The sequence below is a fragment of the Aegicerativicinus sediminis genome, assembly GCF_015476115.1.
Classification (GTDB): Bacteria; Bacteroidota; Bacteroidia; order Flavobacteriales; family Flavobacteriaceae; genus Aegicerativicinus; species Aegicerativicinus sediminis.
Window position 1 is genome coordinate 1722045 of record NZ_CP064295.1, and the last position, 24633, is coordinate 1746677.

Annotated in this window: 13 protein-coding genes; 1 reads left to right on the forward strand and 12 read right to left on the reverse strand. The window is 35.7% G+C overall.

Going from position 1 to position 24633, the window contains the following annotated elements; all coding sequences use genetic code 11:
- The first annotated feature begins 13 nt into the window (after positions 1 to 13).
- Entirely contained in the window at positions 14 to 2401 is a 2388-nt protein-coding gene (locus ISU00_RS07375; protein WP_228853411.1) for an alpha-L-rhamnosidase-related protein, read from the forward strand.
- Here ISU00_RS07375 and ISU00_RS07380 read toward each other — a convergent pair.
- The 12 genes from ISU00_RS07380 to ISU00_RS07435 all read right to left on the reverse strand — a co-directional run bounded on the left by ISU00_RS07380 (position 2398) and on the right by ISU00_RS07435 (position 24628).
- On the reverse strand, positions 2398 to 3426 hold the full coding sequence (locus ISU00_RS07380) for a LacI family DNA-binding transcriptional regulator (RefSeq protein ID WP_228853412.1): 1029 nt from the start codon (positions 3424 to 3426) through the stop codon (positions 2398 to 2400). The two genes, ISU00_RS07375 and ISU00_RS07380, sit on opposite strands and share 4 nt — an antisense overlap.
- 29 nt (positions 3427 to 3455) lie before the next feature.
- Positions 3456 to 5402, reverse strand: a complete 1947-nt coding sequence (locus ISU00_RS07385) for a trehalase family glycosidase (RefSeq protein ID WP_228853413.1) — start codon at positions 5400 to 5402, stop codon at positions 3456 to 3458.
- 17 nt (positions 5403 to 5419) lie between these two features.
- Complete coding sequence (locus ISU00_RS07390) at positions 5420 to 6880, reverse strand: MFS transporter (protein WP_228853414.1); 1461 nt, start codon at positions 6878 to 6880, stop codon at positions 5420 to 5422.
- Positions 6867 to 7526, reverse strand: a complete 660-nt coding sequence (locus ISU00_RS07395; RefSeq protein ID WP_228853415.1) for a hypothetical protein — start codon at positions 7524 to 7526, stop codon at positions 6867 to 6869. Before ISU00_RS07395 ends, ISU00_RS07390 begins: the two co-directional genes overlap by 14 nt.
- A complete protein-coding gene (locus tag ISU00_RS07400; RefSeq protein WP_228853416.1) occupies positions 7523 to 8725 on the reverse strand; it encodes a glycoside hydrolase 100 family protein in 1203 nt (400 codons plus the stop codon). Before ISU00_RS07400 ends, ISU00_RS07395 begins: the two co-directional genes overlap by 4 nt.
- Positions 8726 to 10858 carry a glycoside hydrolase family 97 protein gene (locus tag ISU00_RS07405; RefSeq protein ID WP_228853417.1) on the reverse strand — a complete coding sequence of 711 codons (2133 nt, stop codon included), beginning with the start codon at positions 10856 to 10858 and terminating at the stop codon, positions 8726 to 8728.
- 3 nt (positions 10859 to 10861) lie between these two features.
- Positions 10862 to 11770: a hypothetical protein gene (locus ISU00_RS07410; protein ID WP_228853418.1), complete on the reverse strand. Its 909-nt coding sequence runs from the start codon at positions 11768 to 11770 to the stop codon at positions 10862 to 10864.
- 1 nt (position 11771) lies between these two features.
- The gene (locus ISU00_RS07415) at positions 11772 to 13100 is read right to left on the reverse strand and encodes a vanadium-dependent haloperoxidase (RefSeq protein ID WP_228853419.1); all 1329 of its coding nucleotides are present in this window, start codon (positions 13098 to 13100) and stop codon (positions 11772 to 11774) included.
- 3 nt (positions 13101 to 13103) lie between these two features.
- Positions 13104 to 16340: a VCBS repeat-containing protein gene (locus ISU00_RS07420; RefSeq protein ID WP_228853420.1), complete on the reverse strand. Its 3237-nt coding sequence runs from the start codon at positions 16338 to 16340 to the stop codon at positions 13104 to 13106.
- Entirely contained in the window at positions 16333 to 19692 is a 3360-nt protein-coding gene (locus ISU00_RS07425) for a VCBS repeat-containing protein (RefSeq protein ID WP_228853421.1), read from the reverse strand. The genes ISU00_RS07420 and ISU00_RS07425 overlap by 8 nt, the downstream gene beginning before the upstream one ends.
- Positions 19689 to 23009 (reverse strand): VCBS repeat-containing protein, encoded by a 3321-nt coding sequence (locus tag ISU00_RS07430; RefSeq protein WP_228853422.1) that lies wholly within the window; start codon positions 23007 to 23009, stop codon positions 19689 to 19691. Before ISU00_RS07430 ends, ISU00_RS07425 begins: the two co-directional genes overlap by 4 nt.
- Positions 23010 to 23104: 95 nt before the next feature.
- Positions 23105 to 24628, reverse strand: coding sequence for a RagB/SusD family nutrient uptake outer membrane protein (locus ISU00_RS07435; protein ID WP_228853423.1), 1524 nt, complete (start codon positions 24626 to 24628; stop codon positions 23105 to 23107).
- Positions 24629 to 24633: the final 5 nt, after the last annotated feature.

Here is a 24633-nt window from a genome sequence, read left to right on the forward strand (position 1 = left end):
AACTAGTTTTTTAATGAAAGTTTATTGTTGGATTCTTTGCCTTTTTTTGGTGGGTTGTACTTCCGACAATAGAGAATCAGACTTTCAGCTCTCATTTATATTTAATACCTCCACTTTTATAGATGGAAAGGAGGCATATCTCAACTCTCCATTTGTAACAGCTGGAGATAGGGTATATATGGTTGGCCAACAAGATGGAAGTTTTAAAGAATTGGGGTGGCACATTCCTGATGAAATGGGTGGGGTATGGGCACACCCCATAAAACTACTGGATGGATTTCAATTACGGATATCTAATGGGGATGAGACCTTGAGTTTAGACAACGCAAGTCAATTTAGAAATTATCCATTTGGAAGTCGGCAACTTTTTAGCCTTGAGTCCCTTGACATAACCGTTGAACGTTTCCAATTTGTACCACAAGATTTTGAAGGTCTCGTCGTTCAGTATGTTTTTAAAAATACCTCTAACAAAAATCAACATTTCAACCTAAGATTTATTGCTGATGTTGATTTAAGGCCAACATGGTTAGGAGATGAGACAGGATTAGTGGATACCCCAGATGTAGCTAATTTTGAAAAAACTACTGGCCAATGGGTGGCAAAAGATCGCAAGAATCCATGGTTTGTTACCTACGGAAGTACCTATGAGGCTATCGGAAATGCCAAATATTCGGCAAAATATAAAGGAAAAGGTTTAAGAACAGTAACCGATTACAATATGGAGATTCCCAAAAATAATGAGGAATCAATAACATTTTTTGTAGCCAGTTCTTTAGTTTCAAGGGAAGATGCTACTAAGAAATTTAATCAATTGAAGGATGATTATCCCCGATTTCTACAGGCAAAAAAAGCTAGATATGTCGGTTTAGGAACCAAATCCAAATTAACCATACCAGATAAAAAGTTGCAAGAAGCATTTGAATGGCTTAAGTATAATTGTGACTGGTTAGTTCAGGAGGTTCCTGGGTTAGGCAAGGGTATGACTGCAGGAATTCCTGATTATCCTTGGTTTTTCGGTGTCGATAGCGAGTATGCTTTGAAAGGTTATGCAGCCATCGGCCAGTTTGAAACAGTAAAAAGCACAATTAAGTTGATCGATAGCATATCTAAGGTAGCCAACGATAATGGTAGAATCATACATGAAATGTCCACCAATGGGGCTGTTTTTAATAAAGGGAATGTAAATGAAACACCACAATTTGTATCGCTAATATGGGAGGTGTATAAATGGATTGGGGACGAATCTTTCCTGGAGAACTATTATCCAACTATTTTAACAGGGATGGAATGGATTCAAAATGAAAAAGATAAGAACCAAAATTTGTTTCCCGATGGTTTTGGCATGATGGAAATTCATGGATTGGATAGTGAAATGATTGATGTTGCTTGTTATACCCAACGCGCCTATGAGGATACTTCTAAAATAGCTTTGGAATTAGGAGACAGTTTAAATGCAAATAAATATAGAAATCTTTCAGAGCAATTGAAGACTGCCATAAATAATGAATTCTGGTCTGAAGAGGATGGTTCTTTTGCTGATTTTATTGGTACTGATATCCAAGCCCTAAAATTAGTTGATGATGCTTTGGTACGTGCGGATACTTTGAATAAACCATGGTCTGTTGAGGAGTTAAAACTGTTAAAGGAAAAAATAATAACTACGACTTCGTCAGACCCAAGCCCCTTTGTTCTACATCATAATTGGGTGGTTAATACACCTATGGAAATGGGTATTGCAGATAGTACAAAGGCTATTACGGCACTTAATACGGCGACACAATACAGTAATCCCTTTGGAATGTTTGTTACGGGAATTGATAGAGACGAAACTGCAGGGACTGAAATATCCTCTTTTAAAGGAAGTGAGATCTTTTCCTATACTGGTGCCGTTATGACGCTGCCTACTGGGGTGCAAGTGATAGCAGAAAATAACTATGGTAGAACCGATAAAGCATTGGAATATCTAAAGAGAATGACTAACTCTTTTAGTTTTGCCCTTCCTGGAAGTATGTATGAAGTTTCACCCGATTATGGAATGATAACCCAAGCATGGAATATTTATGGTTATGCTATACCTATTGTACAGCAGTTTTTCGGTATTCAACCAATGGCTTCTAAAAAGACAATTACCATTCAACCAAAAATGCCTCAAGAATGGGATGTAGCTTCCCTAGAGAATGTTCAGGTCGGAAATAATGAAATTTCAATTTATTATAAGCGGGTTGAAAACAAGCTTGAACTTCAGGTGCTTGAAGCAGATCACGATTGGACTCTAAAAATTCTTTTGCCCAAAGGTTCAGATTATGAAAGTTTTGATGAAGTGGAAGTAAAAACTATGGGTGATAATATCCTATTTACGTCGCACTTGCCAGAAACAAGAATTATTGTTTATTACGACTAATTGATTGTTTTGGTGGAATCTCTTGCTATAACCCTAGTAGAAATTTCAACTATTTGATGGTTAATCGACTGACCGTTCTTTAGATCCTGAATATTTTCATAAAGTAACTCAAAAGCCGTTTCTCCCATTTGGAAACCTGGTTGGTCCACAGTGGAGAGTGAAGGTGAAGTTACCTTAGATAAAAACCAGTTGCTAAATCCAATTATAGAAATATCATCAGGTATACGTTTACCCAATTCTTTCAGTTTAATAAGTGCACCAGTGGCAACTAGGTCTGCAAATGCAAAAATTCCATCGACATCTGGGTGTTGTTCAACTATTTCTTGGGCAAGTTGGTAGCCATCTTCAAAGGATAAATTAAGGCTTTCGAATACAAGGCTGTCATCAAATGCAATACCGTTTAATTCTAATGCTTTTCTATAACCCATTAATCTATCTATAGTTGTTTGAGGTTTTAAAGGTCCTCTAATATGTGCAATCTTCTTGCAACCTGAATCGATAAGGTGTTGGGTTGCCTGTTGAGAAGCTTTTCGGTCATTAATCATCACTTTCGAACAATTAATCAATTTTGAAATCTTGTCATACAATACAACAGGAATTCCATTGTCGATTATAGCATTGATATGTTTGTATTGCACAGTTTTGTCTGAAAGAGAAAGGAGTATGCCATCTACATTTTTTTCAATGAGTAGGTTTATTTGATCCTTTTCTCGTTCATAAGATTCTTCAGACTCTAAGACAATTACCAAATATCCTTTTTGGGTTGCCGCTTTAATTACACCATTGATGATGTTAGAGAAAAAGTGGTGTACAACCTGGGGGATAATGAGACCGATTAACTTTGATTCTTTATTTCTTAAACTTTGGGCAAAAGGGTTTGGGGTATAATGCAATTGTTTTGCAAGTGCCTTAACCTTTTCTTTTGTTTTAGAACTTATGTCCGGATAGTCCTTTAACGCCTTAGAAACTGTAGCGGGAGAAATTCCTAGGGTATCCGCAATTTTTTTAAGAGTTACGTTTGCCATTTCCTTAATCAATATTAAGGATTTTTCTCCTAAAAAATAGTGTCTGGACGTTTTAGTTGATTCAATTGATTGCGAAGTTCTGGTTTCAATAGGGAAAGGCCATATTGATAAGAAGCATTCATCCAACCAAAACCTTCTTTGGTGATGTATTGAAAATCTGTTCCAACATTGCCATATTCTGCGAATACCTTATGTGTCGCCTCAACCACATCGTACTTTTCTGGAATGGTGCCATTGTAATCTACTGCATTTCTAGTAATCATATAAAGCCAACGGTAAATTAATTCTTGGGCTAAATCTTCATACCCATAATTGATCAAACCTCTCCATGCCATAATTTGATGAGGTGCCCATCCGTTAGGATAATCCCACTGACGCTGAGGCCGTATCTCTGAAATAGCCCCACGACTATCTTCCGTAGAAGCAGCCAAGCCACCTTTTTCTTTTAGAAGAGGAATAGCAGTTTTCACCAGTTTGTCGGCCTGTTCTTTGGAGGCCAAGTTGGCCCAAAGGGGTGCCAATGTTGTCGCAGAAACAAAATCAGTTTGGCTTTTCGTTTCCACGTTATAATCAAAATATAGCCCTCTTTCTTCATTCCATAAATATTCATTTACACTGGCTCTACGTTTATCAGCCTGTTGCTGCCAATAATCAGAGGTGTATGTTTTATCACCAATTGTTAATGATCCTCCAAATTCATTTTTTATTAGATCTCTAAAATCATTTTCATATTTGTAGAGCATGGCATTGAGTTCTACCAAATTCAAATCTGCTGCGAAACCATCCATACGATAGGAGGTGTCATGACCTGATTCCCTCATGGTTCTATCATGTATGAAATACTCATCTAGATTTTTATCATTAATTTCTCCTTCTGAGTAGGCTTTAATATAACTTGCTGGCGACATATCTATGTTAACTGCAAATTCATGTATTGCTTCATCGAAATGACCTTCCTCCGTTTCTGGCGGTACCCCAATACCTTCGGCTAGATAGCGATTAAGTCCATTTGAAGAAAGGCGTTTACCCATCACCATCCAAACAGTTTCATATTCTTTTATAGCTGTTATTAATTGATCTTTCAGCCAATCGGTATCATTCGTTTTTTTGTAGACTTCACTAATTAGACTACTATAAAATGGCGGTTGGGTTCTTGTTAAATAATACGAACGGTTTGCATTTAATATTTTGCCATAATTATTAATCTCATATTGAAAATTTTCAGCCATTCCCTTAGCCAAATCCACTCTTTCGTCTAACAACAAACCGATCGACTCGAAATAGCTATCCCAACCATACATTTCATTAAATCTACCGCCAGGAACAACAAATGGAACGCCCTTATATGAATTACCATCCTTGACTAATTTTAAGGAAAGAATCCCTGGTTCGTTATTAATAGATTTAACAAATTCTGATGTAATATTTTCTGGTAGTTTAATTGTCTTAATTGGTAGTTTTTCTTCTAGTGATTTAAAGTAATTAAAGGCAACCGTGTCTGTATGTGGGACATAGATTCTCAAAGATTGGGAAACTAAATTTTGATTTTTGGTATCCTTAATTAATTTTTGAATACCATCCTCATCCAAATGACGTGTTAATCCATCCCAATAATAGTCTTTAATCATTCGGGAAATTCTGTCTACAGGAGGTTCGTTCAGCTTATCCAATTCAATAATTGCTATACTATCATTTTCAGCGGAAGCCAATACCAATTCTTGAAGCAAATTTGTAAGTGCCATAGTGCCTTCAATGATAGTTTCATTGCCGTCTATGGTTTGTATTTTAAAGGATTTATCGGCCGTATCATCAATGGTAATTTTTGTATCGCCATCTGTATCTTCTTCATTTAATAGGCGTTCTAATGTCGAGTGTATATTCACTTCTAAAGAAGAATTAATTTCCTTAGCCGAATCTTCTTTACAATTAAAGAGTAATAATATGGTAGTGAAAACAATTAATAAAATCTGTCTCATTGGTTCAATTTTATACATCAATCAAATCGAATTTCTTTGGGCATAGATCTACCAAGACGGGTTGCGAGAATTGCCGCAATTAAAAAGAATACACCACCAAACAAAATTGCATTAACGGCATTGTTTCCCAACCAATGTTTAATGATGGGGCCGAAAGTAACCGTTTGTATTCCCATTGGAATAACAATCATCATATTTACAATACCCATATACACGCCCCGGCGTTCTTGTGGGATTACTTTAGAAACCATAGAATAGGGGATACCCATCATGGCAGCCCAACCAATACCAAAGAGGATCATAGGCACTAAAAGGGCAAATTCATTTTTAATAAATGGCATACTTAGCATCGCTGTGGCTGCAAAAAATAAGCTCACAACATAGACAGATCGAGAGCCATATTTTCTAGCAAAAGGAACAAGGGCAAGTGCTGTTAACATAGTTACCAAATTATAAGTACCATTCATCAATCCGGTTTGTGCCAAGGCTTGTTCCGATAGATCCTGAATGTTTTTAGCAAATGAGACATCTACCATTCCAATCGATTCACCTGCATTACAGGCATTCATAATCCCTTCAAATTTTGTTGTGTCGTCATTTGAAATTCCATAAAGACTTGTTCTGAGCATTGGGGTTATAAATTGCCAATAAACAAAAAGAGCATACCACTGGAAGAAATAAACGCCACTTAGTTTCCACATTAACTTGGGCATGTCCTTAATGGCATGCGCAATTTCTACAAAGGGTTCAGAAGCCCTTTTAATAAATGATTTTTCCTTTTTTTCTGTCTTCAATTTATCTAAATCTTCAGGGGATGGAGGTATTTCTGGAGTTTTCCAAACTGACCAAAGTATGGTTGTTATGGAAGCAAATGCGCCTAGGAAAAAAGCATAATATACCCATTTTGGAATGGCGGTAACGGTTTCTGTAGCGGTGCTGCAAAGTCCAGCGGTAACATCAGAGGGAGCACTAAACCAATCTTGGAAAAGGAAAAGAGAGAAATTTGCGATGGTAATTCCAGCACCTACAAATAAACTCTGCATTTGGTAACCGAAGGTTAATTGGGAATCGTTCAATTTGTCCCCTACAAAAGCCCTGTAGGGTTCCATAGCAGTATTATTGGCTGCATCTAGAATCCAAAGTAAGCCAACAGCGAACCACAATTCTGAACTGAACGGAAAAGCTACCAAACATAAACTCGCTAAAATTGCACCAATCAAAAAGAAGGGACGCCGCCGTCCTCCCCATTTGGGAAGCCATGTCTTATCAGATATTGCTCCAATTATAGGTTGAATGAGTAACCCTGTAACTGGTCCGGCCAAATTGAGAAGTGGTAAATCTTCATGGTGTGCCCCTAAAAAGGAGAAGATGGGATTAACAGCAGTCTGTTGCAATCCAAAACTGAACTGAATTCCAAAGAACCCAACGTTCATGTTCCAAATTTGCCAAAAAGAAAGGTTTGGTTTAACTAGTTTCATCTTTTTTGTTTACGGAAAAGTGGTAGTTAGTGTCGACTATGATATCGGCAAGAGCCGCTTGTTTTTTAATTATTTGGTGTTCAATCAATAACACCCTCTCGTTAAAATCGTCTAGAACATCCCTTGCTCTTTTTTTGCGATTTGCCATAGTTTGCTTAAAGTTAGCACCCATGAAAATAACATAATTGGGAGATTTTAAATTACCAACATAAGTTCCTTCAACAATACAAAAATCTAAGTTCGTAGGCCGAATGAGTTCTGTTTTAATGCTATTCTCTGAATAATTAACCAAAGGTTTTTCTAGTTTTGGGGCTCCATTTTTAAAGGATGTAAGGTGGAAGTCCAATAATGCCAAGTCAACTTCATTTGGGCCAACCTTATTTATATCTTTTAATCTTTGCTCATGGTTAGTCCTTGGGGGGAGAAAAAAATAATCGTCAGAATGGAAAATGTACCCCTTAAATTTTGTTTGGTCTTCTATATCAATTAGTAAGGATTGGGCCATGCTAGATTTTCCGCATCCAGATTCTCCACATACCGCAATACAGAATCTAGGAGATGGAATTTGCTCCATTCTCAATTTTGAAAGGATATGTGCGCTTATGGGCTTGTATTCTGAATAGTATGTAAGTTTATCCCCAATCATAACATCAAAATAGATTTATCAAAATTTGAATCTAAGGCAAACTTCATAAAAATTATTCCTGAAGCTGAAAACCCCATTTGTACTTTACCAGCAGGTTCTAAGGTGTCGGAACGGAAATATTCATTGAAATTCCAATCAGATTCTGGTAAAAGATCAATTAAATCTTTAGCGATTATGGCAGATATATCTTGTAAACCTTGGAAGGTTAGACCAAGACAAAGCCATCCCAGCCAAACAGGCCATATGCCTCCATTATGAAATTGGTAAGGATAGTTTTTGAATGAATAAGAATAATTATGCCTTAAAAACTCCCAATCGCATTCGGTCTCAGTAATAACTGGCCAAAAAGCCGGTGGCAGGGTTACATTTATTTCATTTTTTAAGTTTAAAATAAACTTGGTTAAACCTTCTTTCTGATCCAGAGGAAGTTGCCAATTTGAAAGTGCAATTCCATGGCCAGCACAATCGAAACGCATATCATATTTACCTGGGAGTAGATAAGAACAAAAATGCTGTTGCTTCCTTTTAACTGCTTCGTTAAAGGCCTCTTTGTGATGTTTTAAATTATCTTCCGTTCCCTCAGTTGGCCAATAATTTGCAAGATAATTTCTTTCAATGGATTGCAAATTAATTTCGTTTTCGGGATTTATATTGGAATAACAATTTCTTGCCCAATAATAAAGCGCATTGTCATAAAGTGTATAGCCTTGAATGGGGTATTCGTCTGCCCAATTACCACTTAAAGGGGTATAAAGCCAACCCCTTCCATTAAATTCGACTGATTTAAGAAACTGAAGACATTTTTCAACTACGGGTCCTAATTTTGCCCATGTGGCCCCGTCATTTTCAGAATTGTAATATAGGCAAGCGCCAATAATAAACCAACAGTTTGAATCTACCCTACCAACCAAGCTTCCGAAGGATACATCGGCCTTATCCTTCATTTCTAAAACGTTAGAGGGGATCATTCCCAATTCATGTTGGTGTCTGGCCAGCGTAAGCAGGGAATTTTTTAATCCAAGAATTAAGTTTTTTTCCTTGGTTAGCAATCCAGCTATTCCACATATAATGCTGTCCCTAGCCCAAACCCTTTGATAATTATCAGAACTTACGGCACTTGCCATATATCCATCTTCGGTGGATAATGTATTAAGCAGGGCTTTGGCCTGTTCATAGTATGAGCCTAGTTTCGAGTCCATTTATTTAGTCATTAGGCTAATGGCAAAACCACCACCCGCGGCTAAATGTATGTCAATCGTTGATTGCTTATCTACATCCATTTCTTCAATGGTATAGCTAGTTGGATTGGTATCCCAATCTGCATCATCACCATCCTTATATATTCTTGCAGCATATGATTTGCCTTCTTCTAGGAAATCAAAATTTAAGGTCACATCGCGTGGATTTTCATCCGTAATACCTCCAATAAACCAGTTTGAGGTTTCTTTTTCTTGTCTTGCAATAATTACGAAATCTCCAACCTCACCATCCAACACTTTAGACTGTTGCCAATCAACTCCAACATCAGAAATAAATTGAAATGCTGGATGTATTTTATCATCTACCATATAATTTTCTGGTAAATCGCAAGCCATTTGAATAGGACTATAAATTACCACATACAAAGCTAGTTGTTGGGCAATAGTAGTATTGACTTGATTGTTTGGTTTGTATTGATCAAATTTAATATCAAAAACTCCTGGAGTAAAATCAATGGGTCCACTCAACATTCTTGTAAAGGCAACAGTTGGTAAATGGGATGGTGGATTGCCGCCATCAGTTGCCCATGCATTAAATTCTTGACCTCTAAGACCCTCTCTTGCAATTGCATTTGGGTAAGTCCTTCGCTTTCCTGTTGCTTTAATTGGCTCATGTGCATCTACCGCAATTTGCTTTTTAGCGGTTTCTTCCAATACTTTTTGATAGTGGTTCACCATCCATTGCCCATGATGGTATTCTCCTTCAGGAATTATCTTTCCAACATAACCAGTTTTTACAGAATGAATACCGTGTTTAACCATAAAATTGTACGCAGGTTCCATTTGTTTTTCATAGGTCATTGGTGCTGCGGATGTTTCATGGTGCATAATCATTTCTACGCCCTTAGATTTGGCGTAATCCATAACTGCATCAAAATCATAATCTGGGTAAGGAGTTATAAAATCGAAAACTCCTTCGCGATCATTGTTAATCCATTTATCCCAACCAGTATTCCAACCTTCAACAAGTAATCCCTTAATACCATTTTGAGAGGCAAAATCAATATATCTTTTTGCATTTTCAGTTGTAGCTCCATGTCTGCTCGTTCCTGCTTTGCCTTCCGTGAACGTATTCATGTCCTGACTTCCTTCCATATCCCAGGTTGATTTGCCAAGGTGCATTTCCCACCATATTCCAACATATTTCATTGGTCTGAAATAGCTCACATCACCAATAGCGTTAGGGTCATTTAGATTAAGAATAAGTTTAGACTCTATTAGGTCACCTGGCTTTTTTGCAATTTGTAAGGTACGCCACGGCGTAACAAAAGGAGTGGTCAATTTTGCTTTTCCACCGAGCCGCTCAGATCCTACAAGTTCACTAACAAAACTGTGATTTTTGTTGTCCACTTTTAGGGTCATACCAGCATAATTGGTTAAATCTGCTTCGTGAAGACTTAAATACAAACCGTTGTCAGTTTTCATGGTAACGGGTGTGTTTACTGCATTTTCCGGTATATAGGTGGCACTAAGATTAGGATGGTTTCGCTTAGAAATTGCATCAATTTCAGAAATGGAAGTTTCGTTGTATAGGTGTTCATATATATCCCAATCTCCAGGAATCCACCAAGTCTTGTGATCTCCTGTAAGATTAAATTCAGTAAGTTCATCCGTAATTAGCCCCTCTTTTAAATTTTCCTGTTCAGGAAATTCATATCTAAAACCAATACCGTCATTAAAAGCCCGAAATATAATGGTCATTTTACGATGTGGATCGATGGTTTCTTCGAGTTCTACCTTTAACTCATTATATTTATTTTCAACGGTAGCCTGTTCTCCCCAAGGCATATCCCATGTTTCATTAAAAGAAGATTCTGTACTGGCACTAATTTGGAAACTAGCAGACATATCTGGCAAATCTTTAAATTGAAATGCCATATAAGAAGTATCTACAATCTTTTCATTGTTATGAAAAACCAAATAGGTAGGTTTACCTTTTTCATCTAATAAAAAATGAATTGTGTTTTCGTTATTTGGAGAGCTTACACTTAGACCTGAATCATTTTTTTGTTCTTTTTCCTCACATCCCAATGCGAAAAGGAGCATTAATACTGTAATAATTGAAAATCTCATGAGTTAGTTATTAAGTGGAAAATATACTTCCGCCTTCCATTCTAAAGGATTGCCACCATTATGAGGATCATTCCTGTAAATTTCAATGGGTAGGGGCTGTACTGAAATATTGTGTTCTTGAGCATATTCTAATAGTGCATTCCAAGCAAAGTTAGATTCTCTATAATTGCCATTGAAATCAGCCCTTAAAGCTTGGAATGTATTAAGATAACCAAATTTTATAATATTTGTAGAAGGTTTTTCGGGTGATTTTCTGATGGGAAAACAGAAATCAAATTCAATCTCACCAGTCCTTTGATTCCAATGGGTTACTTTTAAAAAGGGGTCGCCATTTAATTCAATATTATTGTCTTTAATGTATGCCATTATATCCCCGATGCTTTGCAACATTAAATTTGCCTTATTTTTTATTTCACCTTTTGAGGAAACATATGCATAGTGCTGCTCCTTGAATTTTTGTTTAGCTGGACGAAGAATTTCAACATTATAAGCATTTTTAAATCCATTAAGATATCCTATAAAGTTCTTTACCTCAACGGTGCTTTTTTCAACGAATGAATTTTTAATAATCGGAACTTCGATTTTTTGTTTTAGACTATTCTTTAAATCTTTGGTGTAGACCTTCACCTCTGTTAAACTGTCTGAAAGTCTTTTAAATTCCCAATTAAAAGAAATACTATCATCACTTGTAATGAGAGAATAAGCATAAGAATTAAAGGGTTCATTTGAACCTAGTTTAATATTTTTCTCTTCCAAACGGTTGTAATGGTTCCAATAATCTAGGGTTGTATAGACAATGGCAGGTGAGGATTGTGTTTTAAATGAAATACGATAATCGTGATCTTTTATTATAAAATACCAACCGATAAAAAGTACGATAATGAATAATAGCGCATATGCAGCTTTCCTCATTTTAAAAATTCTTCATTTTAAATTTGTTTACAACTAAATCACCCACTTTTCTGCCCTGTACAAGACCATTTTTACAAGCTGCCATATAGTGAATGCCTCCGTACAACCTGCTCATTGCAGCTTCATCGGCAGCAGCGTTAAAAGACGTAAAATCTCTTGCAGGAAGCCCATATGGTTCTTCTGTATCATCATGAAATTTATAGTTGTCGCCAAAAATGGAGGTTAGGACCGTTGAAGCGGCACCTGAAACAACGGAATGTCCACTTGGATATTCGGGGAAAGGAGGTGTTTGTAAAATAGGCTCCCATTGATCATCAATAAAATTGTTGATTAAGGTCTCAGGACGAACCAAATTACTCCTGTATTTTTCATCCCAACAGCTAATAAATCCATCAAATAAAGCGATAGAAGTTTTGGTATACGCGTACAGTGTCTCTTCAAAATTATAATCACTTTGCCTACATGCAATTTCGGTTATCCCAATCCAATGGGCTCCGGGGGTAATTTTCTTTTTGGCGAACATTAAATGACCACGATTTACGGATACGTAAGGATTGCAATCCCAAAATCGGGCGATTTCCATTTGCTCTGATTCATCTCCACCTCCTCTAATAGAGTTTCCAATTTCGTATACCTCTTGGAGTTCTTGATAGAATTGACTCTCCTCTTCTAATGAAAATTCTGGGTGTTCCTCAGGTCTAAATTGATCTGGAGATTCCATAGCTAAGGTTCGTATTTTATTCCAGGCAGGCTCAATACCATCCATATAAGCAGGTGGGGTTGGCTGCCACCGGGAAACTTCTTCAGTGTTAACTGTAAATTTGGGCATTGTACGGGTTTGCTTATACATATCTTGATCAATCCAAGAAGCAATTTCATCCGCCACTTGCAAACCATAAATTATTGAGGCTTCTAGGCTTTTAGGGTTTTTCTTCTCCCAAATATTGTAAAGACTATCTCGGAATTCTTCCATCATTTGTTCCGAAAATATAAGACGTTTACTAACCTCCATATGGGCAATAAGTGCCGCCATATCATAATTTACATTCGGATCTGTGGCTTTTTGGATTTTTGGAAAATCTTTGATCTGTCCATAAAATGAATTGAAAGAATCTGAATGAACGGCCATTATTTCGTATGCAGTAATATTTGGATAAACATAAATCCTACTTGCTACCGGAGGTGAGAAAATATCGTGAACCATTATATCGGTGACCTTATCCACCGAGGCTTGATACATTTCTCTGCTTATTTCAATGGGCTCAGATTTACCGCAATTAAAAAGAAACAGGAGACCTATAAGTGTTGTAATTAGTTTTATCGCTTTCATAATTTAATCTAGTATTTTATAAACTTCCGCTTTATCATTGTTAGTTGTAACCAATAAATAATTAATTCCATTTTTATTTAAAATGTTTAAATGCCGAACCGATTTGCCCTTTAAATTAAGTCCAATTTCTGAAGTGTTAACCACTTTTCCATTCGAATTTATTAGGGCTCCCGAGAATGAATCAAACCTACCGTGATATGGTGTAACACCAAAATAATTCCCGGCGGCTAAAACATCCTTTTTTCCATCCCTATCAAAATCAAAGTCAACAAATGCTTTGATTGGCGAAATTTGAAGTTGGTTTGCAAAAGGGTGGAAACTGAATTCACCGTTATTATTTTCCAGATAACCTGAGGCTAAAATATTCACCTCAAATATTTCCGCATTTTCTAATCTTTCATCTTCAAAAATATCTTCCATCTTTTTGCCAGCGAAGGACTTATAGGAATTGAACTTCTTTTTTAAGAATACCATTTGGCTAGATAATTCATCCAAACTTAATATGGGATAGTAACCATCATTTTTATAATTGGCTAGGATAGTTTCTGTTTGACCATTGTTATCGAAATCACCATAATACATTCTAAGCGGATATTTAATAGAAGCTTTAAATTTTGAATTCAAGCCCCAATTTCCTAATAAATAATCATTATCACCGTCATGGTCAAAATCAAATTCCAAGATTTGCTGCCATAAACCATTTAATGGTTTTTTTATTGGTGTGATCTCTTTAAAAGAATCCTTTTCGTTTATAAAAAACCTTGGCGAGAACCATTCTCCAACAACTATTAAATCTTTTAAATTATCACCATCAATATCACTCCAAATGGCATGATTAACCAAGCCCATAGATTTGGGGACTAAATCTGAAATTGCCAACTCTCCATTTTCATTTATCAATAAATAAGAATCCGGTGATTTTCCATAATTACCTGTAATAATTGAATTTCCTACGAAAACATCCAAATCTCCGTCACCGTCAAAATCATATGGTGCTATTATTGATGCATTATTATATAAATCCGGAATTGTTTTTTCAATCAATTTTCCGTTCTCAAATTTCGAAATTGCATCTAACAGTGGGGCATTTTTGCCGTAGAAATCTGCTCCTCCATTACCTAGGAATAATTCATTGATGCCGTCATTATCCAAATCAATCACTGCAGCGGAAACTTGTTCAGTTATTGAATCGGTAACCATTGAGTTAATTGAATCTTTTATAAAACCTTCTGAATTTCCTAAAAATAAAACAGACTTTTTGAATTTGGAACTACCAAAGAAAATGTCAGTATTGCCGTCCGAATTTAAATCTCCTATAGCAACAGCTGGTCCAGCATCTGATTTTTCAAAAGGTATTAATTTTTGACGATTGAAATCAATATAACCATCCTCTTCGTGAGCAAAATTAATTCCTAAATTATCATTTACCTTTTCAAACAGTTTGTTTGTAGTGGCAAAATATTTATATGGTTTATTGTTTTGAGGGGCAATTGATAAAGTTTGTTTGGTTTCAATATTTTCCAGCTTTTGACTTGTAAAATCTGGCCAAATAACTATTAATGAATCAACCCTTTCTTCTTTGCCATATCCGAAATACAAAGTAGGTTCAGAACTAGATTGAAATCCTCTTACGGTATATAATTCCTTATATTGTTTAATGCCGTTGTGATAGGAAACAGCCTTTGTACCTATACCAAATGGGTTTTGTTGAGAATATGAAAATTTAATTTTCAAAAAATTATTAAATGAGCTGCCTTTATTTTCAAGTAACGTTAGAGGGCTATTGATATTATTTATTATTAAATCTAAGTCCCCATCATTATCCAGATCTCCTAAAGCAGTGGCACCAGAGATTAGGGAATCTGCTACAATCCAATTTCCAGTTTGATTTTTAAACATCAAATCTTTTTTACCCTCAAAGACATAATTAACAGCTTTGCCTGTAGGCATAAGATCAAAAGCTTCTTGATCCACCAATTTGGTCTCGTTAATTTTATTTTTAATTTTTTCGCTTGAAACGAATTTGATAAAATCTAAATCATTGGGTCGCTTAGGAATTCCATTGGAAATAAAAACATCTTGGTTTCCGTCAAGATTAAAGTCTTCAATTAAAACACTCCAACTCCAATCCGTTGCCGCCAGACCACTTAAAAGGGCGGTTTCAGCATATCCACTGCCTTTTTCATTTACAAAAAGCATATTGCGGGTATATTGGTAATGATAACCATAATCTTCAGTGCGCATTTTCAAAGTTTGAAAACTGTCATCTCCTTCTGAAGTCTTTAATACCTTTTCATCCTCTGCTAACATATCAAGGGAAATAAGGTCTGGCCAACCATCATGGTTAATATCCGCTACGTCGTTGCCCATTGAAAACCTAGAAATATGCCCAAAATTTTCCTTCAGGGATTCCTTAAAAGTTCCATCTTTTTGGTTGATGTAATAATAATCATCTTCATGAAAATCATTGCCTACGTAAATATCTGGGTAACCATCTTTATTAAAGTCTGAAACCGCTATTCCTAAACCATAACCATTTACACCGCCATATATTCCTGCCTCCTCACTAACATCGATAAATTTTCCGTTATCGTTCCGCATAAGACGGTCACCAGTTTCATAATTGCGTTGGGTGCGAATTGCAGCCTTGCCGAATGACTCTTGAGTATGGATTGCATGGTTTAAAATAAATATATCTAGATCGCCGTCTAAGTCATAATCCAGAAATGCTGAAGAAGAGGCAAAGCTATCAAGGTCTAATCCGTAATCTGAGGATTTTTCACTGAAAGTTAGGTCCCCATTGTTGATGAATAATTCATTATGTCCTTTAAATCCGTTAATCCCAACTACTGCATTTACATAAATATCCAATAATCCATCCGCATTAATGTCGGCCATTGAAACTCCTGTATTCCAGCTGCTGTTACCGGCCACTCCTGCAATTGAAGTAATATCTTCAAAATTTAAATTCCCCTTATTTAGATAAAGTTTGTTTTTATTTTGATTAGAAGAGACGTAAATATCTGGCAAGCCATCATTATTTATATCACCAATAGCAACCCCACCACCGTTATAAAAATACAAGTAGTCTAATATATTAAGTTCATCTGTTTCCTTTAGAGTGTTATTAAAATCTAAACCAGAATCATTAGCCTTAATACTTTTGAATAAGGAACCTTCTTTTTCTGAGCATGAAAAAATAATCGAGACTACTAAAAAATACATTAAGGTCTTATTCATTGATTTTAAACACCTTGGGTTTGTCATCATTTAAGGCGGTGAATATGTAACTGTTTCCGTGCTTATCTCGGATTTTGTCTAGATGTTTTACTTCACCTTTAATAAAAAATCCACTTTGTTCGTAAGGTTGCCACTCAAAATTATTATTTCCATCTCCTAAAAGAACATGTCCATAACTAGCATCAAGTCTAGAAAATTGAGGACGATATTCATAATTATTTCCTCCCATAATTAGATCAATGTTGCCATCGTCATTAATATCGGTGCAGTTAATACCACAGACGCAAGACAATTGAACCTTTGCAGGTAGTTCTTTTACAGTAAACTTTCCATTACCATTGTTAATTGCTATGATAGATTCAGAATATTTAACCTCTTTAACAATTGTATTTGAAATTATTTCCTCAGGGAATAATTCTCGTATACTTTTCGTTGAATACTCGGACGCCTTGAGGTTTTGTTTTTTAAGTGAAACAATTTGACCAACAATGTCTTTTTTTTGGTGTAGGGGATAATCCTTTTGGTTTTCAAATTGGGTCATAATTTGTTCAATGGTACCGTTATTATCGAAGTCATTGATCCATAACCTCATTGGAGATTCAATTGATGGTTTGTAGTGAATATTTTTCCCTTGGTTTCCTATTACTAGATCTAAATCTCCATCATTATCGAAATCTGCAAAGTTTATTGTATTCCACCATCCAGTTAAGCTGTCCAGTTCTGAATTCTGTTTGCTTAGGCGCCTTCCATTGTTTTTGAAAATTTGAGGGCTTCCCCAATCAGATACTGTAATTAGTTCATTTTTTCCATCACCATCTATGTCGAGCCATTTTGCATCAGTTATCATGCCTGAGTTTTTTATATCATAAGCAAATCGCTCAGTGGAATTTTTAAAGGTACCGTTACCTATATTTTCTAAATATAAATGCTGAGGATTAATACCGTATACTCCAACAACACTTCTACTTCCAATAAAAAGATCGATATCCCCGTCTCCATCTGCATCTTCTGTAGCAATTACGGAAACATTGCTGTTGTTAGAGGGTAATTGGATTTCCGATTTTATGAAATTTCCGTTTCCATCGTTTATATATAAACGGTTTTTCATGAAGTTAGAATTCCCTACTTCATTTCCCCCAGAACCTACGATTAAGTCTAAATCGCCATCATTGTCGGCATCAAAGAATGCTGAAGATGTGTCTTCAAATTCAGCATCTTCCAAAAAACAATTTTGTTTAACAGGATTAAGTTTTCCGTTTCCAGCATGTAAATAGATAATACCTTGGGAATTTTTGGCTCCTCCTACAAATATATCCTCATTTCCGTCATTGTTTAAGTCTCCTATTGCCAATGAAGGTCCTTCCTGGGAAACCAAAACATTTAATAACCCTTCGTAATCAAAATCATTATAACTGTTTTCATTATGGGAGTTTAGATTTTGTTCGTCCAATTGGGTAAGTAAGGTTTGGAGGAGAAACTTGTTATTTTGGGAAACTTTGTAAGGTTCTGTTGCCTCAGATTGGTTTAATTGTACTGTTTGATTAGCAGATATATTGACAAGTTTGGTTGTTAAATCATTCGGCCAAACAACGCGGATCGAATCAATTTTATTCGCAGATCCTAATCCAACGGTCATCGGATATTCCATAGAAGATTGAAAACCTCTTGAAGGGATCAATTCTTGCATAATTATCTGATTTCCGAAATAGAGGTAAGCTTTAGTTCCTATGGCAAACTTATTGCCATTTGCACCTTGAAATTTTAATTTGACGAAATTATTTTCCGAAGTTTCTGAGGTGTTGTTTCTATAAACAAATGCCTCCATATTTACGTTGTTAATTACCAAATCTAAGTCGCCGTCATTGTCAAGATCTCCATATGCGGCACCATTTGAAAAACTTGGTTTGCTAAATCCCCATTGCATAGAGACATCGTTAAACGTTAAGTTCCTTTTGTTGTGATAAGCATAGTTGGGTAATGGATAAATAGGCATTTTGTCTATTATGGAATCTATAGCTTCTTTCTTTCCAGTTAGGGCCATTTCTTGGATGATTTCATCAGCAAAGAATTCAATAAAATCAAGATCTGTAAGGTCATGATTAATGCCATTTGTAACGAAAATGTCCTTAAACCCATCATTGTCCATATCAAACATAAGTGCAGACCAACTCCAATCAGTTGCATCAACTCCACTGAAATAGGCTATTTCAGAAAAACTATTATTACCATTGTTTAATTGTAGCGTGTTTTGAATGTACTGTTGGTAAAAATCCTTGGATTGTTTTAACTTAAAAACATTGTAGCCCTCAAACTCCATTACCGATTTAACCCTTACGCTTTCCTTTGGTAGCATCTCTGTAACAAAAATGTCAAGATGTGAATCGTTATTTATATCTGCAATATCTACTCCCATTGCCGAAAGTGACAAATGTGAAGTGTAATCCCTGATTGATTCAGTGAAGGTTCCGTCCTGATTATTTATGTATAAATAATCTCTCTCATAAAAATCATTTGTAACATATATATCGGGATAGAGATCGTTATTGACATCTCCGATTTGAACACCTAATCCAAAACCAATTAAACTTCCATAAATACCAGCTTCTTCGCTGACATCAGTGAATTTTCCATCTTCATTTTTCATTAATTTATCACCTTGCCCACTCAAAACTTTTGGAACATTAAGCCAATCTTCTGCTCTAACATCTCTTTGTTCCATATATCCCAATCCATTAACAGGTACATTACTATTGTTTAGGATGTAGGCATCTAAATCCCCATCTTTATCGTAATCAAAAAAAACTGTCTGTATGGTAAACCCTGAATCAGCTAAATTATATGTTTCTGCACTTTCTGTAAAGGTTAAATCTCCATTATTAATAAACAGATCGTTATCATGATTATTCCCTTCCATTTTGCCAGCGTTACTAACATAAATGTCTAGCAGGCCATCATTATTTATATCCACCATATTTACTCCGGTAGACCAAGGTTTTTGACCGCCTACCCCTGCTTTGTCTGTAATATCCTCAAATTGAAAGTCCCCCTTATTTAGATAAAGTTTATTGGAGGTCATGTTGGCTGTAAAGAAAATATCAGCCAACCCATCATTGTTAATGTCTCCTATAGCCACACCCCCTCCATTATAAAAATTACGGTATTTGAAAATATTAAAGTCTTTTTGATTTTCTACCCGATTCAAAAAATCAATTCCCGTTTCTGCCGAGGATAGTAGGGTAAATAGGGTAGGTTCAAAATTTATATCTTCAATGGATTTGGCTCTTTCCTTTTTGCATGAAAATATCACTAAAACCAATAAGCAAAAGACTAAACTGGTGAACGTTTTACTCATTTTTTTGGCAATGCAATGTTTAACAATAATGGTTTTTCATTATTCCTGCCCACAATCATTAATGGTTTGTTTTTTACGGTGATAAGATTCAACGAGCGGCCAGCACCTTGAATGAAAAAACCAGTATTAGAGACCGATTCAAAACCAGTCTTTTGGTTGTTTATTAATAGTTCGCCTTTAGAAGCGTCTAATCTACCCAATTGGGTGCTGATTTCATAATTATTGCCTGTTAAAAAAAGATCTAAGTAACCGTCCTTATTGAAATCGTAAGATAAAATGTCATTAATTGATGAAATTTGTGCTTGCAAGGGCAGCAATTCTTTTGAAAAATGCCCATCACCATCATTTTTAAAAATACAGCTACCCAATTCGTATACCTTTTTCTTTTTTGATTTTTTGATTTTGTCACTTCCTAATATACTTTCTATAGTTGCGTCGGCATAGTCTGAATAGGTGAGATATTCCTTATTGGTATAAGGTAAGCTTTTGGAGAGGTCTTCTTTTGATGCAAATAAGGTTTCCTCCCCATTAAAAAAGTAACTCACAAGTGGGTCTACTTTTCCATTATTGTCAAAATCATAAGAATATAGGGTGATAGGAAATTCAATTGAGGCTTTAAGGAGTGAATTTAACCCCCAATTACCTACGGCCAAATCCAAATCTCCATCAAGGTCAATATCCAAGACTTCAATACTATTCCACCAACCATTTGTATTTTCTAATCCATTTTTGGATGAAAGCATAAATGTTTTTCCATCAAATAAGAATACTGAAACGGGCATCCAATGACCAACAACAATTAAATCCACCAATCCATCATTATTTACATCAGCAAACAATTGGTCTTTTACATTTCCTATTGTAATTAATTCTGGTGCTATTTCTTTTGTGACATCCACCAATTTTTTCCCTTCTATATTTTGAAAAATGTATTGTCTTGGAGACTTGCCGTAAGTTAAATCTATTGCATCGCAGGATATAAAAATGTCTTGATATCCATCACTATTAAAATCACAGACTTTAATAGATGAGGCATTCATCGATTGGTTTTTAAACAAGCTCGAATCAAAAAGTAGATTTCCATTTTTATTCCAATATAATCTGGGCTGTAAAGGGATTCCATCAGAAAATTCATTTCCCCCACTTACAACTATTAAATCCTTGAAACCATCATTGTCTAAATCTGAAAAAACCGCATCTATGTCTTCATGGAGTCTAAATTCTGAAAATGCATTTTCATGAACATTTTTAAAGCCTTGTGCGGTTTGTTCAAGTAGGGCAGAGGGTTGACCTTTGGCTCCTGTAATGAAAATGTCTTCCAATCCATCATTATTATAATCCGAAACTGTAACATTCGGCCCTTCATTTGAATTTACCATTGGTATCAAAGGGTCGCGATTAAAATCGATCGTTGTTTTTTCACTATGAGAATAGGGTAACGTTATTTCAGATTTATTCAATAAAGGCTCATTATAAATAGACCTTGGTTTTTTAGCTCCTTGATTATTGTTATAACTCAGAGTTAGGTTTTGGTTAGCCGGAATATTTTTTAAAACCTGATAGTTTCCATCCGACCAAGTGACGAGTAAACTGTCGATTTCTGTATGATTACCAATCCCGAAATGTAAAGACGGGGCTACTGCAGAAAGATAACCTCGGCTAAGGTAGTTTTCCTTAATCCAATGTAGATTATTTGTGAATAATTCAACTTTACACCCAATTCCCAAAGTATTATTCCCAGAACCTTCAAAGTCAATAGTTATATAATTGTTTTTATTAAGTTGGTTAGAATTGTTTTTAAGGACAAAGGCCTCTTCATTAACATTATTTACAACCACATCTAAATCCCCATCGTTATCTAAATCAACATAAATACTACCATTGCTGTATGAATCTGGTAAAGAAGCCCAATGGTCTGTGCTATTTTCAAAAAGAGCATTTTTTAAATTTCTGTAGAAGTAGTTTTTAGTTTTTTTCTTTGGAAGTTTTTCTATCAATTTTAAGTCCTCTTCCGTCATGCCCTTATTTATCCTATTTTGAATGGCATCGTTAGAAATGAATTTTATAAAATCCATATCATTTGTTGCGCCGAAAATGCCATTAGTAATATGAATATCGTTCCAACCATCATTGTCAAAATCGGCAATAAGTGGGCTCCATGACCATTCCGTAGCGGCTATACCACTTTGAAATGCAATTTCACTGAAATTGCCATCACCTCTATTTAGATTTAAAGAGTTCTGCATATACTGTGGAGAATAACCGTTTTTTAAATAACCTTGGTAAATTTGATAGTTATACTCTTGAGCAGAAGTTTTGTAGGTGGTTAAATCTTCAGGAAGCATATCCATTGATATAATATCAATTTGTCCGTCATTATTTATATCACCTAAATCATTACCCATAGAAAAGTGGGTAGTGTGTCCTAAAGGATTATTGCTTGTATGGATAATCTCTTTAAAACTCCCATTCTTATTGTTTATATAGAGATAGTCATTTTCAAAAAAGTCGTTGCCGACATAGATATCAGGAAAATCGTCATTATTAATGTCACCAAATCCTAGTCCCAGCCCGTAGCCTATAATACTTTGATAAATGCCAGCCTCTTCACTTTTATCTATGAATTTGCCATTTATGTTCTCCATTAACCTATCGCCAAATTGAGAATCGCCCAATTTGCGTTTACTACCTTTACCGTAGGTTCTGTTAGGATGGACGGAGTGAGTTAATAAAAATAAATCAAGATCACCATCTCTATCGTAATCTAAAAAACCAGCTTGTGTAGATAGCGTAGATAAGTCAAGGCCATATTCTTTAGAGAGTTCATTGAAATGAGGTATTCCTTTTTCATCATTTCCTTGATTGACAAATAACAAATTATGGTCTTCCTTAAACTGTTTATAATTTCCCAGTTTGGATATGTAGATATCTAACAACCCATCATTATTTATATCCACTGTCGTTACCCCAGTTGTCCACCCAGAACTATTACTAATTCCTGCCAAATTGGTTATATCATCAAAGGAAAAAAATCCTTTGTTAAGATATAGTTTGTCTTCTGTTTGGTTTGCAGTAAAGTATAAATCTATTAGGCCATCATTGTTGAAATCACCAGCAGCTACACCGCCACCATTATAGAAATAGAGATAATTTAAAATGTTAAATTCCGCCTTGCTCTTAAGCGTATTTTTAAAATCTATTTTGGTTTCTGAGGAGGGGAGAAGGCTAAAAAGTTTTATGTCTGACTTTGATTGTTTTTCAGATTCACAGCCGAATATACTAATGGCAATGATAATATAGAAAGCTTTTTTGATCACGGAAGGAATAATTCCTAATTAGAGTAAATGGAAATATATGGAATAAAAACAGGCTATCCATTGGATAACCTGTTTTTATAATTTAAGCCTATTAATTAATATCCTGGATTTTGAACCAAATTAGGATTAGTGGTTAGAGCAGCTGTTGGTATCGGATACAAATTCTTTGTATCATCCCCATCCACTTCTTTGTAAGACCATGGATTTGTAAATTGACCAAAACGGATCAAATCGTTACGTCGCCAACCTTCAGCATAAAGTTCTCTTCCTCTCTCATCTAATAATTGTTGTTCTCCAACGCTTCCTAAAGGTGATGCACCTCTAATAGATCTTAATTCATTTACCAATGCGGTTGGATCACCTCCCATGCGCATCATAGCCTCTGCTTTCATCAAATGGGCATCTGAATATCTAAAAAGAATCCTATGGCCTGCATAGGCCCCATTTTCTGGATGATACTTTATGACCCTAATTCCCGTCCTTTCATCATTTCCTAAAAGTCCAGGTAATTCCTTCGTAAAGATTAAAGGGTTTCCTGGTCTATCTTTTAATTCGGCACCAGAAGCGTCATATTGTTGGCCAATTAAAAACCCGTAACCAATCCCATAGTGAGATCCGTCTTTAGGAACATAACCTCTTCTTTCTTCTTGGCCATCTCCTATATAGTTAGAATTTGCACTCCCTTCGAATTTATCATAAAATTCAGCAATGGTAGTCCAGCCATTCCATCCACCACCAGTATTATCTGGAGTAATTTGGTTATAGTGCAAACCATTCCATATTAAGTTTCCTGCACTAGAAGTAGTGAAATAAATGGTTTCAGAATCAACGGCATCTGTAAATAGGTCAAAGTATCCAGATTGCAAGTCAAAGCCAGCCGCGTGAATAGCATCAACTAAATTAACCACTTGTTGCATATCTGCATTGTCTGGGCTTCCAGATCCGTTATAGACATGCTTATTAAGTAAAATTTTAGCCAATAAAAATTGGGCTCCTTCTTTGGTTGCTTTATTGGATCCTCCCGCTGGAGCTGAAGGCAATAAATTAATGGCTTGATTTAAATCATCAATTATAAAATTCAAAGACTCAGTTCTGCTCATCACCATTGGAGTTGCATCAATTGCATCATCAACATTACGGAATGGCTGTTGACCAAAAAGATCCATTATTTGGTACATACTGTAAGCCCTTAAGAATCGTGCTTCTCCTTCCTGTTGTGAGGTTGGATTACTCCTGCTGTCAATTATAGCGGTGGTATTGAAAACATTTTTATTCATGTTATTCCATGTGGCATTAACATAAGAATGGTTTGCATTCCATGTATGAGAATGTAATGTTCTCCAAACTCCGTTATCTCCCCAGTCAGTTCCCCTTGTAGCTACAAGAAATTCATCGGTACTGACTTCAAGTAAGGCATATAAGTCCGCTTGATTTTCAATTTGTCCTCTGAGGTCGTTATACACTGTATTTAAAACTCCCGCAGCATCCACTCCAGAAAAATCTCCAGATTGTTCACTGAAAATGGAATCCGTCTCTTCAATTTCTAAATCTGAGCAACTAGCAAAGAAAATTGTTAGAAGCACAAATGTTACGTGTTTAATAAATTTTATTCTCTTCATTTTTC

Bases quoted from the DNA above. Each gene is read 5' to 3' on its own strand.
- ISU00_RS07375 (WP_228853411.1), top strand. From the start codon at position 14: ATGAAAGTTTATTGTTGGATTCTTTGCCTTTTTTTGGTGGGTTGTACT.
- ISU00_RS07380 (WP_228853412.1), bottom strand. From the start codon at position 3,426: ATGGCAAACGTAACTCTTAAAAAAATTGCGGATACCCTAGGAATTTCT.
- ISU00_RS07385 (WP_228853413.1), bottom strand. From the start codon at position 5,402: ATGAGACAGATTTTATTAATTGTTTTCACTACCATATTATTACTCTTT.
- ISU00_RS07390 (WP_228853414.1), bottom strand. From the start codon at position 6,880: ATGAAACTAGTTAAACCAAACCTTTCTTTTTGGCAAATTTGGAACATG.
- ISU00_RS07395 (WP_228853415.1), bottom strand. From the start codon at position 7,526: ATGATTGGGGATAAACTTACATACTATTCAGAATACAAGCCCATAAGC.
- ISU00_RS07400 (WP_228853416.1), bottom strand. From the start codon at position 8,725: ATGGACTCGAAACTAGGCTCATACTATGAACAGGCCAAAGCCCTGCTT.
- ISU00_RS07405 (WP_228853417.1), bottom strand. From the start codon at position 10,858: ATGAGATTTTCAATTATTACAGTATTAATGCTCCTTTTCGCATTGGGA.
- ISU00_RS07410 (WP_228853418.1), bottom strand. From the start codon at position 11,770: ATGAGGAAAGCTGCATATGCGCTATTATTCATTATCGTACTTTTTATC.
- ISU00_RS07415 (WP_228853419.1), bottom strand. From the start codon at position 13,100: ATGAAAGCGATAAAACTAATTACAACACTTATAGGTCTCCTGTTTCTT.
- ISU00_RS07420 (WP_228853420.1), bottom strand. From the start codon at position 16,340: ATGAATAAGACCTTAATGTATTTTTTAGTAGTCTCGATTATTTTTTCA.
- ISU00_RS07425 (WP_228853421.1), bottom strand. From the start codon at position 19,692: ATGAGTAAAACGTTCACCAGTTTAGTCTTTTGCTTATTGGTTTTAGTG.
- ISU00_RS07435 (WP_228853423.1), bottom strand. From the start codon at position 24,628: ATGAAGAGAATAAAATTTATTAAACACGTAACATTTGTGCTTCTAACA.